The sequence below is a fragment of the Gordonia asplenii genome (assembly GCF_012933505.1).
In the GTDB taxonomy this organism is placed as follows: Bacteria; Actinomycetota; Actinomycetes; order Mycobacteriales; family Mycobacteriaceae; genus Gordonia; species Gordonia asplenii.
In genome coordinates, this window is sequence record NZ_JABBNB010000022.1 from 17,544 (window position 1) to 35,222 (window position 17,679).

The 17,679-nt window shown below is 68.1% G+C and carries 14 protein-coding genes; 7 read left to right on the forward strand and 7 right to left on the reverse strand.

All coding sequences use genetic code 11. The features are described from left to right. Positions 1–61 precede the first annotated feature (61 nt). From HH308_RS19105 to HH308_RS19135, 7 genes are all read right to left on the reverse strand, one after another. Complete coding sequence (locus HH308_RS19105) at positions 62–2,095, reverse strand: UDP-N-acetylmuramoyl-L-alanyl-D-glutamate--2,6-diaminopimelate ligase (RefSeq protein WP_170195835.1); 2,034 nt, start codon at positions 2,093–2,095, stop codon at positions 62–64. A gap of 113 nt (positions 2,096–2,208) precedes the next feature. Next, positions 2,209–4,119 (reverse strand): peptidoglycan D,D-transpeptidase FtsI family protein, encoded by a 1,911-nt coding sequence (locus tag HH308_RS19110; protein WP_170195836.1) that lies wholly within the window; start codon positions 4,117–4,119, stop codon positions 2,209–2,211. Between the two features lie 21 nt (positions 4,120–4,140). Next, positions 4,141–4,923 (reverse strand): cell division protein FtsL, encoded by a 783-nt coding sequence (ftsL, locus tag HH308_RS19115; protein WP_312870713.1) that lies wholly within the window; start codon positions 4,921–4,923, stop codon positions 4,141–4,143. Beyond that, positions 4,920–5,957 (reverse strand): 16S rRNA (cytosine(1402)-N(4))-methyltransferase RsmH, encoded by a 1,038-nt coding sequence (gene rsmH, locus HH308_RS19120; protein WP_170195837.1) that lies wholly within the window; start codon positions 5,955–5,957, stop codon positions 4,920–4,922. Before rsmH ends, ftsL begins: the two co-directional genes overlap by 4 nt. Positions 5,958–6,120: 163 nt before the next feature. Next, positions 6,121–6,561 carry a division/cell wall cluster transcriptional repressor MraZ gene (gene mraZ / locus HH308_RS19125; RefSeq protein ID WP_170195838.1) on the reverse strand — a complete coding sequence of 147 codons (441 nt, stop codon included), beginning with the start codon at positions 6,559–6,561 and terminating at the stop codon, positions 6,121–6,123. Positions 6,562–7,015: 454 nt separating this feature from the next. Continuing rightward, positions 7,016–7,426 (reverse strand): SCO2097 family morphological protein, encoded by a 411-nt coding sequence (locus tag HH308_RS19130; RefSeq protein WP_170195839.1) that lies wholly within the window; start codon positions 7,424–7,426, stop codon positions 7,016–7,018. A gap of 84 nt (positions 7,427–7,510) precedes the next feature. Continuing rightward, positions 7,511–8,008, reverse strand: coding sequence for an SAV_6107 family HEPN domain-containing protein (locus HH308_RS19135; protein WP_170195840.1), 498 nt, complete (start codon positions 8,006–8,008; stop codon positions 7,511–7,513). A 238-nt stretch (positions 8,009–8,246) separates the two neighbouring features. Between HH308_RS19135 and HH308_RS19140 the strand changes: the two genes are divergently transcribed. The 7 genes from HH308_RS19140 to HH308_RS19170 all read left to right on the forward strand — a co-directional run bounded on the left by HH308_RS19140 (position 8,247) and on the right by HH308_RS19170 (position 16,801). Continuing rightward, on the forward strand, positions 8,247–9,017 hold the full coding sequence (locus HH308_RS19140; protein WP_170195841.1) for a GNAT family N-acetyltransferase: 771 nt from the start codon (positions 8,247–8,249) through the stop codon (positions 9,015–9,017). Between the two features lie 71 nt (positions 9,018–9,088). Next, positions 9,089–10,738 carry a phytoene desaturase family protein gene (locus tag HH308_RS19145; protein WP_170195900.1) on the forward strand — a complete coding sequence of 550 codons (1,650 nt, stop codon included), beginning with the start codon at positions 9,089–9,091 and terminating at the stop codon, positions 10,736–10,738. Between the two features lie 41 nt (positions 10,739–10,779). Beyond that, a complete protein-coding gene (locus HH308_RS19150; protein WP_211188615.1) occupies positions 10,780–11,568 on the forward strand; it encodes an LppM family (lipo)protein in 789 nt (262 codons plus the stop codon). 43 nt (positions 11,569–11,611) lie between these two features. Continuing rightward, the gene (locus HH308_RS19155) at positions 11,612–12,700 is read left to right on the forward strand and encodes a polyprenyl synthetase family protein (RefSeq protein ID WP_170195842.1); all 1,089 of its coding nucleotides are present in this window, start codon (positions 11,612–11,614) and stop codon (positions 12,698–12,700) included. Beyond that, positions 12,697–14,283 carry a phytoene desaturase family protein gene (crtI, locus tag HH308_RS19160; protein ID WP_170195843.1) on the forward strand — a complete coding sequence of 529 codons (1,587 nt, stop codon included), beginning with the start codon at positions 12,697–12,699 and terminating at the stop codon, positions 14,281–14,283. Before HH308_RS19155 ends, crtI begins: the two co-directional genes overlap by 4 nt. Then, positions 14,280–15,866 carry a polyprenol phosphomannose-dependent alpha 1,6 mannosyltransferase MptB gene (gene mptB, locus HH308_RS19165; protein ID WP_170195844.1) on the forward strand — a complete coding sequence of 529 codons (1,587 nt, stop codon included), beginning with the start codon at positions 14,280–14,282 and terminating at the stop codon, positions 15,864–15,866. The genes crtI and mptB overlap by 4 nt, the downstream gene beginning before the upstream one ends. Next, the gene (locus HH308_RS19170) at positions 15,863–16,801 is read left to right on the forward strand and encodes a phytoene/squalene synthase family protein (protein ID WP_170195845.1); all 939 of its coding nucleotides are present in this window, start codon (positions 15,863–15,865) and stop codon (positions 16,799–16,801) included. The genes mptB and HH308_RS19170 overlap by 4 nt, the downstream gene beginning before the upstream one ends. Positions 16,802–17,679 lie beyond the last annotated feature (878 nt).

A 17,679-nucleotide genomic window follows, 5' to 3' on the forward strand; every position in this document is an offset into this window, starting at 1 on the left:
TCGATGACGACGTCTTGTTGGTTCCGATGACGTCTTGTCAGCCTTCTATCAAACCCTGTTCTCAGGTTGTCAAGACGACCAGCCCCGCCGCAGTCAGCTCGGCCGTGAGCCCGGTCACCGCGCCCGGTCCGGCCAGCGCGACCATGTCGCCGGTGGCGGGCTGCCAGTCCGGGTCTGAACGCAGCAGGTCACGTGCCTGTTCGGCGTCGAGCGCCAACACGGCCTCCTCGCCCCACGAGCCTTCCATGACCGCTCCCTGGTGCAACGCGCGCACCGCGCGCGAACTGCCGACGGCGAGGATCTTGTCGACGGCCAACCGGACCGCGAGACGCCCGAGGCGGTCGTGATCGACGACGGTCTGCTGCTCGTCGGCGCCGGCGTCGGGGGCCAATTCCCCCAGGATCAGCCAGGTCCGCGCGCCACGCTCGCGGTGAGCGCTGCCCACCCCGGCGTCGGCCGCATCGGCGACCAGACGCCGGACCAGCTTGCCCGCGTCGGCGACGGTGGCCACCTCGCCCGGTCTCGCCGCCGCGCGCAGTGCCTCGGCGACGACCAGGCGATCGTCGAACGGATGTTTGACGCCGTTGATCTCCTGCCCGGCCTCGTGTCCCTTGCCCGCGATCAGCACGACGTCGCCGGGTCGCGCCCAGGCGACCGCTTCGGTGATCGCGGCAGCCCGGTCCCCGACGTTGCGGATCGGCTCGGCCGACGCGGGACGGTCGCGCGCGGCGACGTCGACCGCGCCGCCGTAGACCGCCGCCCTGATCATCGCCGGGTCTTCGGTGCGCGGATTGTCGTCGGTGATGACTACCAGCTCCGCGCCGCGTGCAGCCGCGGCGCCCATCTTGGCGCGTTTGTCGGTGTCGCGATCGCCGCCCGCTCCGACGACGACGGCGATCCGCCCGGCGGTCTGCGCGCGCAGGGTCGCGATCACGGCCTCCAGGGCAGCCGGTTTGTGGGCGTAGTCGACGACGGCGAGAAACTGCTGCCCTTCGTCGATGCGCTGCAGCCGACCGGGCACCGACACCGCGGCCAGGCCGGCCGTGATCGCATCGAAGGCGACGCCGACCGAGCGTGTGATCGCAAGGGCGACAAGGGCGTTGGCGACGTTGAAGCGTCCCGGCACGGGCAGGGTGAGTGCTAGCTCATCGCCCTCGCGACTCGTCACGCGAACGGTCTGGGTGCCGTCGTCGGCGACCACCGACTCCCCGGCCGTCCACTGTGCGGGCGTGTCGCCGGTCGACACGGTGACCGGCGAGGACGCTATCTGCGCCATCCGGGCTCCCCACGCGTCGTCGACGCAGACGACGCTGCGTCGCGCGTGCAGTGGCGTGCCCCCGCCCGGCGTCGAATCCGGTTGGAACAGAAGCGCTTTAGCCGCGAAGTAGTCTTCCATCGTCGGGTGGAAGTCGAGGTGGTCCTGGGACAGATTGGTGAACGCCCCGACGTCGAACCGGGATCCGGCGACGCGACCGAGTGACAGTGCGTGGCTCGACACCTCCATCACCACGGTGTCGACTCCCTGCTCGACCATCGCGGCGAACAACGCCTGCAGATCGGGAGCCTCGGGAGTCGTCAGCGAACTCGGTTGTGCCACACCGTTGATTCGGGTCGCCACCGTGCCGAGCAGACCGACCGAGCGGCCCGCCGCGAGCAGAATCGACTCGACCATGAAGGCGGTGGTGGTCTTGCCCGACGTCCCGGTGATGCCGATGAGCGTCAGTGCGCCGCTCGGGTCACCGTAGATCGTGGAGCTCAGCTCGCCGAGCACCGACCTGGGGTCGGGATGGACCAGGATCGCGACGGTGTCGGGCAGATCCGTGGGCAGCAGCGCACGTCCCGCGGGGTCGGTGAAGATCGCGCGAGCGCCCGCGAGCACCGCGTCGGCGGCGAATCGCGCGCCGTGCACCCGCGTCCCGGGCAGTGCGGCGAACAGTTCACCGGGGACGATCGACTGCGCGCGCAGGTTGACTCCGGCCACCGTGGTGTCGGGGGAACCGATCACCTCGGCGTCGATCGACGACGCCAACTCCCCGACCCGCGTGGGAGTGACTCGCTGCGGGCGAATCGGCCCGGATTGTTGCGACTGCGACACGCGCCATCGCCTCCTAACTGTTCGCACCGACACGGCTTTCACCGCACATCAAGATACCGCCACCCACCGACAGCCCCGCCGAGCCGTCGGAGCGGGGCCGGACCCGAGACGCCTCAGTCGGTGGTCAACGTCAGCCGCGGGGTCGGCGCGGGTGACAGCGGCACCCGGTCACGCTGCAGCAACCACGACGCGATGGTGCCGAACAGCGGGGCGGCCGACTGGCCGCCGCTGCCGTCGGAGCTGCGCGGCGGGTTGTCCATCATGATGCCGATCACATAGCGCGGGTTGTCCGCGGGCGCGATTCCGGCGAAGGTGATGTTGTAGCTGGAGTTGGAGTAGCGCCCGGTGGCCGGATCGACCTGCTGCGCGGTACCCGTCTTGCCGGAGATCTGGTAGCCGGGGACGGCTGCCTTGTACCCGGTGCCGCTCTGCACGCCGGCCGGATCGTATTGGATCACCCCGCGGAACATGTCGCGGACCGTCTTGGCGGTCTGGGCGCTGACCACGCGCACCGGTTCGGGCCGCTCGGGCGTCGTCGGGTCGTGCCCGCTGCGCTGCTCCGATTTGAGGATGCGCGGCGGGATCCGCATGCCGTCGTTAGCGATCGTCTGGTAGATGCCGGTCATCTGCAGCAAGGTCATCAGCAGACCCTGACCGATCGGCAGGTTGGCGAAAGTCGAACCGGACCATTGGCTCAGCGCCGGCACATCGCCCGACGATTCCGCAGGCAGTTCGACGCCGGTGCGCTCACCCAGACCGAAGCGGGCCAACAGGTCCGCGTATCGCTTGTCGCCGATCTTCTGCGCGAGCATCAGGGTCCCGACGTTCGACGACTTGCTGAACACGCCGGTCGTCGTGAAGTGTTGCGGGCCGTGCACCCAAGCGTCCTTGACGGTCACGCCGCCCATCGAGATGCTGCCGGGCACAAGCATCACCGTGCCCGGCGTCGACACGCCGTATTCGATCGCGCCGGCGGCGGTGATCACCTTGTTCACCGACCCGGGCTCGAACGGCGAGGTGACCGACGGATTGCCGAGTTCGACGCCCTTCTGCTCGGACAGCGGCTTGGAAGCGTTGAAGGTCCCGGCGTTGGCCATCGCCAGCACCTCGCCGGTCTGCGAGTCGAGGACCACCGCGGAGACGCTCTTGGCACCCGACGCCGTCTTCGCCGCGGCCACCTGCGCCTGCACGAACCACTGGATGTCGGAGTCGATGGTCAGTGCCACGGTGGCGCCGTTGATCGCCGGGTGCACGTTACGGGTGCTGCCCGGGATGATCGCGCCGTCGGACCCGCGGTCGTAGGTGGTGGAACCGTTGGTACCGGCCAGAACCGAATCCATCGACGATTCCAGGCCGATCAGTCCGTTGCCGTCGTAGTTGACGTCGCCGACGACGTTGGCGGCCAGCGAGCCGCCGGGGTAGAGCCGGATGTTCTGCGGGTCGGCGCCCACTTCGGGGTAGTCGGCGAGGATCTTCGCGGCGACGTCGGAACTGACCGAACGGGCCAGGTAGACGAACTGGTCGTCGCTGGAGAGTTTGGCGAGCAGGTCGGCCTCACTGATCGAACCGCCGAGCGCACTGGAGATGCCCTTGGCGATCTGACTCAGCCGGGTCTTGACGTCGGGCAGTGAATTGTCCTGCTTGTGCGCCTCGTCGATCGACTTGCGCACCGCCTTGGGCAGGAAGGTCAGCGCCCGAGCCTCGTCGGTGTAGGCCAGCGGACGGCCGTTGCGGTCGACGATCGCGCCGCGCTTGGCCGTCAACACCTGGGTGTATTCCCGCTGCTGCGCCGCCTCCGCGGACAGCGAGCGCGCGTCGATGGCATGGACGAACACCATTTTCGCGGCGACGACGAGTACTGCGACGATGACGAACACCCCGGCCAACCGGCCGCGGAAGACGAACTTCTCCGGCGGCTGGCCGCCGCCGCGCCGCCTACGACCGGACGTCGACGTACGAGACGTCGACGGCCGACGAGCGGCCGGCCGATCGGTGCGCGGCGGGAACAAAGTGGCTCGCGTCATGATGAACGATTGTCCCCCGGCCTATTGGCTGCGCCCGGAATTTGCCGGAGTCGGCGTGCCGTTGCCGGGCAACACATTCGGCGATCCGCCCGACGGTGCCGCCGCGGACGCCGTCGGCGTGGGAGTCGCGGGCGCGGGAGTCGCGGGCGCGGCGGGTGACGTCGTCGTGGGCGCGGTAGCGGCATTGCTGCCGGGCAGTCCCTCCGAGTCGTCGACCTTGGATACGTCGATCTTCGCCGTCGGATCGTCGCTCTGTCGTGGATTGATCGACCTCGGCGCGTGTCCCGTCACCGCCTCGGGAGTGCCGTAGATACGCGGCTTGCCGTCGGCGCCCACCACCATCCGCGCCGGGTTGCGTGCCGGGACCATTCCGAGCTGCGCGGCTTTGTCGGACAGATCGGGCGCCGCGTCGGCGGACTCGAAGGTCTTCTTCAGCGCGTCCCGCTGGTCGGTGAGCGACTGGTTCTGGGCGCGTGCGACGCTGAGATCGTAGGAGTCCTGCGCCGACTTGGTGGACAGCCACAGCGTCAGGGCCATCCCCGCGACGATGAGCGCGACGACGGGAACGACGAAGGGCACGTTGGCGATTCGCTCACGCAGCGTCGGTGTGGGGAGGTGCGCGGCCGGTGCCGGGGCGTCGTCGGCGCGGCGTCGGCGCGACCATGACTGCTGCGGAGCCTGTTCGACGCCGGTGCCGCGCTTGGCGCGGCGGTCCATCGCGCGCTGCGCGGCCTTCGATCGAGTCGACCGAGAAGTGTCGGACGAGGGTGTCTGGGCCCGCGAGCGGGTGTCGAGCAACGTCACAGCGGTGCCTCCTCGGCGATACGTTCGATGGCGCGCACACGGACCGGCGCCGAACGCGGGTTGCGTTCGAGTTCGGCGTCGTCGGGGCGCTCGGCACCGCGCGTGATCAACGCGAACCGTGCCGCCGCGCCCGGCAGCTCCATCGGCAATCCGGGTGGAGTTCGCGACGTAATACGTTGCGCGAACTCCCTTTTCACAATCTTGTCTTCGAGCGACTGGTAACTCATCACGACCACCCGCCCACCGACGGACAGGCTGGCGAGCGCTGCGGGCAGCGCATGCCGCAGCGAGTCGAGTTCGTGGTTCACCTCGATGCGCAGTGCCTGAAAGGTGCGCTTGGCCGGGTGACCGCCGGTGCGCCGGGTGGCTGCCGGAATCGACGAGTAGAGCAGTTCGACGAGCCGTGCGCTGGTGGTGAACGGTTCGGTTTCGCGGGCGCGCAGGACCGCCGATGCGATCTTGCCCGCGAAGCGCTCCTCGCCGTATTCGCTGAGTACGCGGGCGAGCTCCCCGTGACTGTAGGTGTTGAGGATCTCCGCCGCGGTGAGCGTGTCGTCCGGGTTCATCCGCATGTCCAGCGGCGCATCCACCGAGTACGCGAATCCGCGATCGGCCTGATCGAGTTGCATCGACGAGACACCGAGATCGAACAGTGCGCCGTCGATACGGGCGCCGGGTCGGCCGGACTCGGCGAGGATGCCGGGCAACTCGTCGTAGCGCGCCCGGTGAAATTCAATCCGCTCACCGAATCGCGAAAGTCGTTGTCGGGCAATGGCTATGGCACTGTCGTCGCGGTCGATGCCGAGCACGCGAGCGCCGGGAAAGGTCTCCAGCAGCAACTCGCTGTGTCCACCCGCGCCCAGCGTCGCGTCGACGACCACCGCACCGGAACCGTCGTCGGACACGCGGGTCAGCGCGGGGGTGAGCAATTCGATGATCCGGGGCCCCATCACGGGCACATGCCCGAACTCACCCGAGCGACGCGAAGTGGTGGGTGCGGAATCGTCGTGATCGTTCTCGCCGTGATAGGTCATGCATCTACCCCCTCACCGAAGTCGAATGGCACACATGGCAAACGCAGGGACGGGTGAGACTCAGGTCCCAGCCCGAGCCGCACCTGGCGTTGGGGAAGTACGCCAGGGTCGGTTCGGACCAGGGCCTCAGCTCACCCGCCGGGGCCATCGGGTCATACCTGCTCTAAAGCACCGAATCCAACGCGGATGAACCACCCGCGGAGAAGTCGTCCTCGTGCTCGTCCTGGTACGCACGCCAGGTCTGCGCGTCCCAGATCTCCAAATGGGTAAAGCTGCCGATCACCACGCACTCTTTCGAGAGCCCGGCATATCGACGATGGTCGGCGGACAGGGTGATCCGGCCCTGACCGTCGGGGCGTTGCTCATCGGTGCCCGCGAAGAAGTACCGCTGGTAGGCGCGCGCTTCGGGGTCGTTGCGCGAGGCCGCCATGGTCTTCTCCGCGATGGCATCGAACTCTTCGAGCTGATACACCGCGAGGCTGCGGTCCTGGTTTCTGGTAACCATCACGCCTCCTGCCAGTGCATCGCGGAATTTGGCGGGCAGCGTGAGCCGCCCTTTGTCGTCCATCTTGGGCGTGTAGGTGCCGACAAATCGCACAGACATGTCGACCACCTCCTGCCCTCCGGGAGAGGTGTGCGATTCCGGCTGTCGCGCCCCTCACCCAGTGCTGCCACAGTACCCCACTTTCCACCACTTTCCACCCTCGATGCCCCACTTGCGTGTCGCGTTATCGTAAAGACGCAGTTCAGCAGCGGTAAACGGAGTGGGGGAAGAATTCGCGTTTTGAAATGAAATCACGGTGACAGAGTGTCTGAAGTGGCAAAAGAGCATCTCTGAGGCATGCTATTGGGCGCGCGAGGCCGATGGTGGAGCAAAGTGGGGGACGTGGGGCGAAGTGGGGCGCCGACGGTGGGGCGAGGTGGGGAGCGCCGCGTTAATCCTGGGGTGAATCCTTGGGGAATCCCTGGGCGGGGCCACGGCGGGGAAGGAAACGCAACGCTTGCGAAGACGGCAAAAAAGCCGCACATCATCGATGTGCGGCTTTACAACCGGTGAGTCACTGCTCTTGGTCGAACCTTCGGTTGAAGCGTTCTTCCATCCGTTCGGACAGTTTGCGGCGCGGACCGCCGGAACCGCCTGAGCGCCGTGAACCCGACGCACCGCTCGCGGACTTGGCCGCGGTGCTGCCTCCCCCACCACCCCACAGCGCCATCAGGCAGGCGCCGAACATCACAAGGAAGCCGATCAGGCTGATGATGGGGAATCCACCGAGCTTCACGTCAACGGCCACGCCGCCGACCAGCAACACCAAGCCGATGACGAATATCGCGACGGCTTGCAGACGCCGCCGCCCGCTGCCGGGACCGATGCGACGACGCTTGACGCTCGACGCAAACTTGGGGTCTTCGGCGTACAGAGCACTTTCGATCTGTTCGAGCATCCGCTGCTCGTGCTCAGAGAGTGGCACCGACCCTCCTTCAACCGCTTGTTGGCCCGATGCACCGCACGGGCGGAACATCATCGGACACGCAAGGCGTGCGTGTCCCACTGCTCATGATACGAGGTGAATCTCCGGGCGACCACCATTGGCTGACTTCCCCTGCTCGTAGGCCACGATAATGCCCTCGGCGTCATCGAGCAGTGCGACGACATATCGGCGCAGCGTGGCGGGCAACGCGGCGTCGACGGTACGGGTCTGACCGGTCTCTATTTTCATTCGAACATCGGACAGGGATGCGAGGTACTCCGCGGCCTGCGCCCACTCGGGAACCTCGATGCTCAACCTGCTCCAAGCACTGCGGCTGCCGCGACGACGGGCGGGCGGCGCAGGTGGCTCCAGCACGGCCAGGATGCTGCCCGCGGCGCGCAATGCGGCCAGATAGTACTGGCGGAACCGTTCGGCGGCGTCGCCGACACCGTCGGCGTTGGTGAGCAGGTTGTCGCCGCGGTCGAGCAGGTCACGGGCCCGGCGCACGACGATCGGATCGACGTCGGCGGTGGCTGGTGCGGTGCGTCGAGATGTTGCGGATTTCTTCAGTGCGCGGTGCATGACGTCGGTCCCTTCGGCTCGTAACTCCCGGTGTCCGTCACTTTGTACAACGACCCGGTGACAAGAACGCTTCCCTCGTGCTCGCCACCGGGCGTCGTACCCGTCTTACGAGTAGTCAGACGCAGCTTGCGGAGGCTGAGTACTCGAACACTCGTTCGACAGATTCAATATAGCTTGTGCACCGTCACCGTTCAAGGCCGAATGCGGCCACACCGACCTCCCCGCGGGCGGGCCGCCGATGACCGTGCGAGTGGTTCGCCTGACCGGTCAAGACGCTCACCTGTGGCTCGACCCGGCGCTCAACATCTACGTCACCGCGATGGGCTATCCGCGCGGTACGGAGGCTCATCGCGCACCGCTGTGGCGCGAACACATCAGCCGGCCGGGATGGCGGGCGTTCGGCGCGATCGCTCAGGTCGGCGATCTGAAGCCGGAGCCGCGCGGTCCGCTGGCCGGCCGCCTGGGCCGCACCGGCGGCGGCTCACTGGCCCGTCGTCGACTGCGCGCCCCGCTGGCCGCCTCCGACGACGAACTGCTCGTCGGCATCGCCTACGGCTACCGCGGAGCACCCGACCAATGGTGGAACCAGCAGCTGCGGACCGGCCTGCGTCGGACCGGGCTGTCGCCGGTGGCCGTCAACGATCTCGCCGCCGACTACTTCGAACTCACCGAATTGCACGTGCATCCGACGGCGCAGGGACTCGGCATCGGGCAATGGCTGCTGACCCGGCTGGTCGCCGACTGCACCGAGAGCCGCGTGCTGTTGTCCACCCCGGAGGTGTCGGGCGAAGACAACCGCGCGTGGTCGCTGTATCGGCGACTCGGCTTCACCGACGTCCTGCGTGACTTCACCTTCGCGGGCGATCCGCGCCCGTTCGCCTTCCTCGGGCGCCCCCTGCCGCTGCCGGTCAGTCCCCCGCCCGGCCCAGCCGCCGCGCCAGCGCCGACCGACAGCACCGACAGCACCGACAGCACCGATGATGCTGCCACCGATCCGGAACCGTCGTGACGTCCGGTGTCGACGGTGTCGATGGTTTCAACGGTTTCGACGGTGTCAACGGTGTCGACAACAGCGACAGCATCGACGACGTCGTCGTGATCGGCGGCGGTCACAACGGACTCGTCGCGGCCGCCTATCTCGCGCAAACCGGCTTGCGGGTCCGGGTCGTCGAACGCGACACCGTCCTCGGGGGCGCGGTGTCGACCGTCGAACGTTTCCCCGGCTACCGCGTCGACCGCGGGTCGTCGGCGCATCTGATGATCCGCCATACGCCGATTCCCGACGAGCTGGAACTGTCCCGCCACGGGCTGCACTACCTGGACTGTGATCCGTGGGCGTTCGCGCCCGACACCGACGGCGGCGACGCCCTGGTGTTCTCCGTCGACCTGATGCGCACCTGCGCGAATATCGAACGTGTCTGCGGCCCTGCCGACGCCGAGGCCTATCGGGAGTTCATCGGGGTGTGGACGCCGCGGGCGCAGGCGATGATGCGCGCATTCTGCGAACCGGCCACCGTCGGCCGATTCGGTCGGGCCTTCGGCGGCCTGTACCGCACCGGCACCACGGCACGCCGCGGGCCGATCGGCAGGCGAGCCGGGGCGATGAGCGCGATGGCGCAGGACATGATGCTCTCCGGCGACGCCCTGCTCGACCGATGGTTCGACTCTCCTCGACTCAAGGCGGCACTGTCGTGGTTCGGGGCGCAGTCGGGGCCGCCGATGACCGCACCGGGCACCGCGCCGATGATCGGGTTCGCGGCCCTGATGCACCAGATTCCACCCGGCCGCGCGGTCGGCGGCAGCGGCGCACTGACCACCGCGCTGCTCGCCCGCCTGGATGCCGACGGCGCCGTCGTCGAATCCGGTTGTGCGGTGACATCGCTGCGACGTCGTCGGGGCGGATGGCAGATCGTGCTCGCCGACGGCCGCAGCCGACGCGCCCGTCACGTCATCGCGGCCTGCCACATCACCGCGACTCTCGACCTGCTCGCCGACGCCGCGCCGCGCGACGTCGCACGGTGGCGTCGGTCCATCGATGTCGGCAACGGTATCGGCATGGCCGTGCGGCTGGGCACCACCGCACTACCCGACTATCCGGGGCTGCCCGCGGATCTCCCCGCCCACGGCGTACACAGCGGACTCGGGCTGCTCGCCGGCGATCGATCGGACCTCACCACCGCATACGCCGACGCCCGCGCGGGTCGGCTCCCCCGCCGGCCCGCAGTCGTCGCGATGTCGTTCTCGGCCCTCGACCCGACCCTGGCGCCGCCACATCGTCACCAGATCAACCTGTGGGCGCAGTGGCACCCCTACCGGCTGGCACGCGAGCTGACCGACGTCGGCCACTCGTGGGCCACCCTCGCCGACACCGCGGCCGACACCGTCCTCGCCGAGTTCGACCGCTTCGCACCGGGCATCGCAGCCGCCGTCGAACATCGTCACGTGCAGACTCCGGCAGATCTGGAATCCGAGTTGGCGCTGCCCGCGGGCAACATCATGCACGTGGAGATGAGCATCGATCAGATGTTCATGTGGCGTCCGCACCCCGACCTCGCCGGACACACCGTGCCCGGCGTCGAGGATCTGTTTCTGGCCGGAGCGTCGACGCATCCCGGCGGGGGTGTCACCGGGGCCAGCGGTCGGATCGCCGCGCACGCCGTCCTGGCCCGCGTAGGAGGCCCGCAACACCGTCTCAAGCAACTGCGACGCACCGGTCTGGCACGATGGTGACCGTGCCCGTTGCGTCTCGAAGAGCTTTTCCCAGATCAGTCGTGTCCCTGACATCGCTCGTCGTCCTGCTTGCCATGAGTTCGCTGCTGTCGGGCTGCATGACCCGCTCGACGACGGTCGGCGACCGGTTCGCCGGTGAGATCATCGTCGCGACCTCCCCGGACAACCCCCGCGGCGCACCGCACCTCGACATTCCGCAGTCGATGTCGAGCCACGTCACGGTCACCGACTACAAGGAGACCGATAAGACCGGCGATCAGACTCTGCGCATCGGCACCCGTGCGTACTACTCCGACCTCACCGCGGGTCAGTTCGGCCAGCTCGCCGACATCATCGCCGGAGCCTTCGACAACTCCAGCATGAGCATGGACATCAGCGGCAAACGCAGCGGCGACGTCGTCCGGATGCGCGGGACCGCGGACCTGTCCGACCTTGTGGCACAACGGGATCAGATCCGCTTCACGGTGTCCTTCAGCGGTCCGGTGGTCGCGACCAACGGTGAGCAGACGGGCCAGCAGACGGTTTCCTGGAACCTGCCGATCGGCAAGTCGAGCACACTCAACGCCGACGCCGAGTACCCCGACCCGGCAACCGCCGCCGTCAGCAGTTGGGCGTGGCTGCTCGCGGTCATCTGCATCGTGGTCGTCGCGCTCGTCCTGCTGGTCGCCTACCGCAACCGCGATCGCGCACCGCGGCCGGGAGCACCGGCGGCGAAAACCGGGAAGTCGGCGGAGACACCGAAGACGGCGGCACAAAAGGCGGCGGCGCAAGAGACGGCGGCGCAAGAGACGGAAAAGGCAGCGAAGGCCACGAAGGCCGCCAAGAGCTGAGCCCACCACCGTCGCGATGCGGACCGTTGGCTAGCCTGGTCGGGTGACTATCGACGCGGCCGCACCGACCCCGATCGAGGCCGTCCCGACGGTGATTCAGGCGCGATTGACCGAATTCTTCGACGCCGTGGCACCCACGGTCGCGGCGATCTCGCCGGTGGTCACCGCCGGAGCCGACCACCTGCGCGCCTTCGTCCTCAACGGCGGCAAACGCGTCCGCCCCACCTTCGCGTGGGCAGGTTGGCAGTGCGCGGTCCAGACCACAGATCCCCAGGTCAACCCCGATTCCACTGACGTCGTGACCCTCGGCGCGGCGTTGGAGTTGGTGCAGGCGTGTGCGTTGATCCACGACGACATCATCGATCGATCCGACACCCGCCGCGGTCGCGCCACCGTGCACCGCGTCTACGACGCCGAGCACGCGGAGTCGGGCTGGTCGGGTTCGTCGTCGCATTTCGGCGAATCGGCCGCGATTCTCGTCGGCGACCTCGCACTGGCGTGGGCCGACGACCTCGCCGGCACGCTGCCCCGCCACGTCGCGCCCATCTGGTCGGCGATGCGGACCGAGGTGCTCGGCGGTCAGCTCCTCGACATCGTGAACGAAGCATCCGGTGACGAATCGGTCGACGCGGCGATGGCCGTGATGCGATTCAAGACAGCCGCCTATACCGTCGCCCGACCACTGGAACTCGGTGCGGCGCTTGGTGATGCGTCCGCGGATCTCATCGCTGCCTTGGCCGGGATCGGCGCCGATCTCGGCCTCGCCTTCCAACTGCGCGACGATCTGCTCGGTGTGTTCGGCGATCCCGCGACCACCGGCAAGCCGTCCGGCGACGACCTCGTCGCGGGCAAGCGCACCGTCCTGATCGCCGATGGTCTGTCGCGTGCTCACGCGACCGCTCCCGAAGCGGCACAGGCGCTTCGGTCGTCGCTCGGACGGCAACTGTCCGACGCCGAGCTGACCGCGGCCCGCGACATCCTGCGTGACGTCGGAGCCGTCGGAGCCATCGAAGACCGCATCACCCATCATCTTCAGCAAGCCCTGCAGGCCATCGACGACCTGCCGACCGGCGCGCGTGCACGCACCGACCTCGCGAACGTGGCGACCGCGATCGCCTACCGGAACTCATGAGCACACAACGCATTCCAGGACCGACCGAACGGATCGTCATCGTCGGGGCGGGTCTGTCCGGTCTCACCGCGGGGCTGTATCTGCGCGCCGCGGGCCACCAGGTGACGATCATCGAACGCGATGGTCATGCCGGCGGCCTGGTCCGCACCGAACAGCTGACTGCCGCAGACGGCACCACGCACCGATTCGACACCGGCGCAACGATTCTCACCATGCCCGAGTTGATCCTCGACGCACTGGGCGCGGTCGGCGTCGACCGGGTGCGGGCCACGGCGCGCCTGGACCTGCGGCGCGTCGATCCGAGTTATGCGATGCGATTCGCCGACGGCTCCGCGCTCGACGTGCGCGCCGACCGGGCCGCATTGGTCAAAGAGGTCGACGTACGGTTCGGCGCCGAGCAAGCGCGCGGGGTCGCCGAGCTCGCGACGTGGCTCGACCGGCTCTACGACGTCGAGTACGACGCGTTCATCGACCGGAATTTCGACGGACTGACCGATTTCGTGGGACCCGAATTGCGCGGTCCGGTAACACAATTGGTTCGGCTGGGCACCATCCGCGGGCTCACCGGGGCGATCGCCCGCTTCGTGAGCGACGACCGCCTCCAGCGAGCGTTCACCTTTCAGGCGCTCTACGCCGGTGTGCCGCCGCAGCGAGCCGCGGCGATCTACGCGATCATCGCGCAGATGGATATCGGCCGCGGCGTGTCGTATCCGGTCGGTGGCATGGGCCGGGTGGGCGAGGTTCTCGCGCAGGCGTTCCGCGACGCGGGCGGGGTGATCGACTTCGGCACGCGGGCGACGGCGTTGCGGCATGTCGGTAGCCGCGTCGAAGTCGTTCACGGCGTCGACTCCGACGGTGCGTCGATCGACTATCCGGCCGACGCGGTGATCGCCGCTGTCGGCGTGCCAGTCATCGAGTCGTTGTTGGCCGCGGGGTCGTCGGGCGGAGGGCGCGGAACCCGGCGCCGGCGCCGCTCGGTGCGCTACTCCCCGAGTGCCGTTGTGGCACATGGCATCGTACCGACGTCGGCGACGCGGTCATGGCCGGGTGATCACCACAGCATCGACTTCGGACAGGCATGGAAGTCGACGTTCCGGCAGATCTCACCCGGACGCCGACGTCGGGGTGAATTGATGTCGGATCCGTCGCTGTTGCTCACCCGCCCGGCGATCAGCGACCCGGAGAACTTCTGCCGCAACGGATTCGAGTCGGTCTCGGTGCTGGCGCCCTGCCCCAACCTGGACACCGCCCCATTCGACTGGGCGCCGCTGGCGCGGCCCTACGTCGCCGAGTGCCTCGCGGTGCTCGAACAGCGCGGCTACTGCGGGATCACGGACATGGAGGTTCTACGGGTCGACGACCCCAGCAGTTGGGCCGCCGCGGGTTACGGCGCGGGCACCCCGTTCAGTGCGGCGCACACCGTCGCGCAGACCGGACCGTTCCGCACGCCGAATCGGTGGCCCGGCGTCGAGAATCTCATCGTGGCCGGTGCCGCGACCACACCGGGCGTCGGAATTCCGCCGGTGCTGATCTCCGGCCGGCTCGCGGCCGATCGAATCACGCCCACCGGAGCGCGACGGTGACTGACACCCCCGACACTGCTCGCGCGCCACGCGAATTGTGGTGGGGCGCGCTGGCTTCTGGCCCTGTGGCGATCGGAGCGTTCGGCGTGGCCGACATCCCCCGAGCAAGCCACGCGGCACAGTGGGGATTCCTCGCCACGATGACGTACGGCCACGGAAAGACGCTGTCGGCGATTCTGTTCTGGACGGGCGTCGCGACGATGGTGTTCTGCTGGATGCGGGTCGGGCGACGACTGCTCGCGGGCGATGACCAGTCGCGGTCCGCGGTCCCACCCACTCTGCGCCACATGCGACTTGCGGCGCTCGGCTGGGCGGCGCCACTGATGGTGACCGTCCCCATTTACAGCCGCGACGTCTACGCCTACCTCGCCCAGGCCGCGGTGTTCCGGGCCGGCTTCAACCCCTACACCGACGGACCCGTGCACTACCCGGGCCCGCTGCTGGACAGCATGGCGCAGGTGTGGGCGGCGACCACGGCCCCCTACGGCCCCGCGTTCGTCGCATTGATGCGCGGCGTCGTGCAGCTCACCGGCGACCACGTCATCCTCGGCGTGCTGGTCGTCCGGCTCGTGCTGTTGCCCGGATTGTTGTTGTCGCTGTGGGCGATTCCCCGTCTGGCCCGGCATTTCGGCGCGTCGCCGCAGACCGGTTTGTGGCTGGCGATACTCAATCCGCTGATTCTGATTCACGTCGTCGGCGGTCCGCACGTCGAACTGCTGATGATGGGAGTTCTGGTCGCCGGGGTGACCCTCGTCGTCACCCGGCGTCACCTGACCGGCCTCGTGGTCCTCGGGCTGGCGGTGTCGATCAAGATCACCGCGGGCGTGGCCATTCCGTTCGTGGTGTGGATCTGGCTCGCCCATCTTCGTGACGACCGCGCACAGTCTGATCCCGACGCGTCGGCAGTTGCGTTGTGGCGGTTGGGTTGGCGGCCGGTCGTCGGTGTGTTCGCGGCGACCGTGCTGATTCCGGTGGCGGTGTTCGCGTTCTGGACGACGGTGACCGGACTTGGCATGGGCTGGCTCAACGGGCTGAGCTGGGCGGATCGAATCATCAACTGGCTCACCGTCCCGACACTCGTCGGGCACGTCGTGACGTGGGTCGCCGCACCGTTCGTCGCCCTGAATCTGCAGCCGGTGCTGGGAGTCACCCGGCTCATCGGTGAGGCTGCGCTCGCGCTGATCCTGGTCTGGATGTGGTGGCGGGGCCGTGGTGGCGAGCGGATCGCGATGACCTCGTTGCTGTGGGCGATGTTCGCGGTGCTGCTGCTCGAGCCCTCGTCGCTGCCGTGGTATTACACCTGGGTGCTGGTGCTGGCCGCGGCGGTCACGCTGCCGAATTCGGCGCGGGCATGGATCATCGGCGCCGCTGTGGTGGGTCTCATCGTGTTCCAGCCCGACGATTCGATCGTGTTGTACAAGCCCGTCGAGTTGCTGTTGGCGTTCACGCTCGGAGCGCTGGCGGGTTGGTCGCTGCGCCACCCCGATCCGTTGCGATTGGGGTCGGCCGCACGCTGGGTCTGGTCGGATTCGGCATCGCGCCCGACTGACGTCGCCGACGCCGACGCGGCGCCGGTCCGATGACCGGTGCTCGCGTCCCGCAGATCGATCGCGGGTACCGATATTCGGCCGCGCTGATCGCCGACCACGGTCGGACGTATCACCTTGCCGCGCAATTGCTTCCGGCCGCCAATCGCCGAGGAGTGAGTGCGCTCTACGGATTCGCGCGAATCGTCGACGACATCGTCGATCACGCCGACGACGAGCCGCTGGCGACGTTGACGCATCTCGACGCGGTTCTCGCCGCATTCGACGCGACGGTGCGCGACGGTTCAACGGGTGATCTGGTCGCGACGGGGAAGCTGTCGCAGATGGAAGCCGACGTCGTGGCCGCGGCCGCCGACACCGCTCGACGCTGGACGATCCCGACGGAGTATTTCACCGCCTTCGGCCGGTCGATGCGGATGGACGTGCCGGGGGCGGAGGACTTCGTCAACCGCTACCGAACCTTGGAGCAGTTGCGTTGTTACACATACGGTTCCGCGTCGGTGATCGGCCTGCAGCTGTTGCCGTTGCTCGGCGTCGGCGATCAGGCACCCGACTCACCGACCGCCACCGCGGCGGCGCTGCTCGGTGAGGCGTTTCAGCTTACGAACTTTCTCCGCGACGTCCGCGAAGACCTCGACCGCGACCGGATCTACCTGCCGACCGACGAGCTGCTCACATTCGGCGTCGACGAGGCCCACCTCCGACGGTGCCGTGCGGCGCGCACGACGAGTCCGCAACTCCGCCGCGCCGTGGCGCACCTAATCGCGATCAACCGCGGTCTCTATCGTCGGGCGACGCCGGGAATCGCGTTGTTGCCCAGAAGAATCCGCCCGGCGATCGCCGCTGCGGCGGCCTCGTACGCGGAGATCCTGACGGTGATCGAGTCACCTGCCACCGACATCATGGCGACGCGAGCGGTGGTGAGCAGACGTCGTCGACTGCGGCACGCGGTCGAGGCGTTGAAGGGCTAGTGCACACGCTGACGCCGCCCTCCACTGGCTGAGCCCAGGCTGAGCCCGGATTCACCGCCGGCAGGCTCTCTCCGCTGGTTGAGCCGTGAGGAGCGTTAGCGACGAGCGTGTCGAAACCAAGGTGACACAACGGATTTCGCGAGTCACGGCTGACGGCAGACCAACACTGCGACATCAGCGCAACCGTCGATTGCACCCGCTGGGTGCGCGACGGGAGACGATCTCCACGGTCGGAGTCGAAGTTGAACTAGTGGATGCCGCGTCTAAACGGTGTGATGTGGCGGCCCTCCGGCCCCGAGCGGCCGATTGCATTCTACCCCGTCACCGGCGCCCGGGGAACATTCACCCCGCCACCGCTGAGCAGGCAGTTTCCAATCAGGGCCGCGGGTGAGTGGAAACGCGCGCGAACGGTTCACCTCATCTGCTCACAGACACCTCACCTTGACGGCGGGGTGTCTGCGAGGAAACGAGGTGGACGTGGCGGTCATCGACGACCGCCGTGACGGTTCGACTACCGCCGCGTGACCGCACTCCGTGGTGCGAACGCGGCCGTGGCGCAGTCCAGAACGCGAGTCGCCACCCGGGTGGGGTACAACGATTCGTTGATACCACTGATGCGCAATAGACGCGAGCCCCTCTCCAACCGCCGTGGCAACAGTGGCATCGGTGCCTTCGGTACGCAATCATGGTCGCGGCCGAATTCCCGCGGGATATTCCCGACCGCTTGGCCGCGACAATCTACGGTCGGAGTCGAAGTGGACGGGCTTCGGTGTGTCGGTGGCTGTCGGTGAGCGACGTCGGGGGTCGACCATCGTTGCGGCACAACGGAACTCGCAGATGCTCCAGTGCACGCACGTCCGGCCCGCTGTCACGACTGT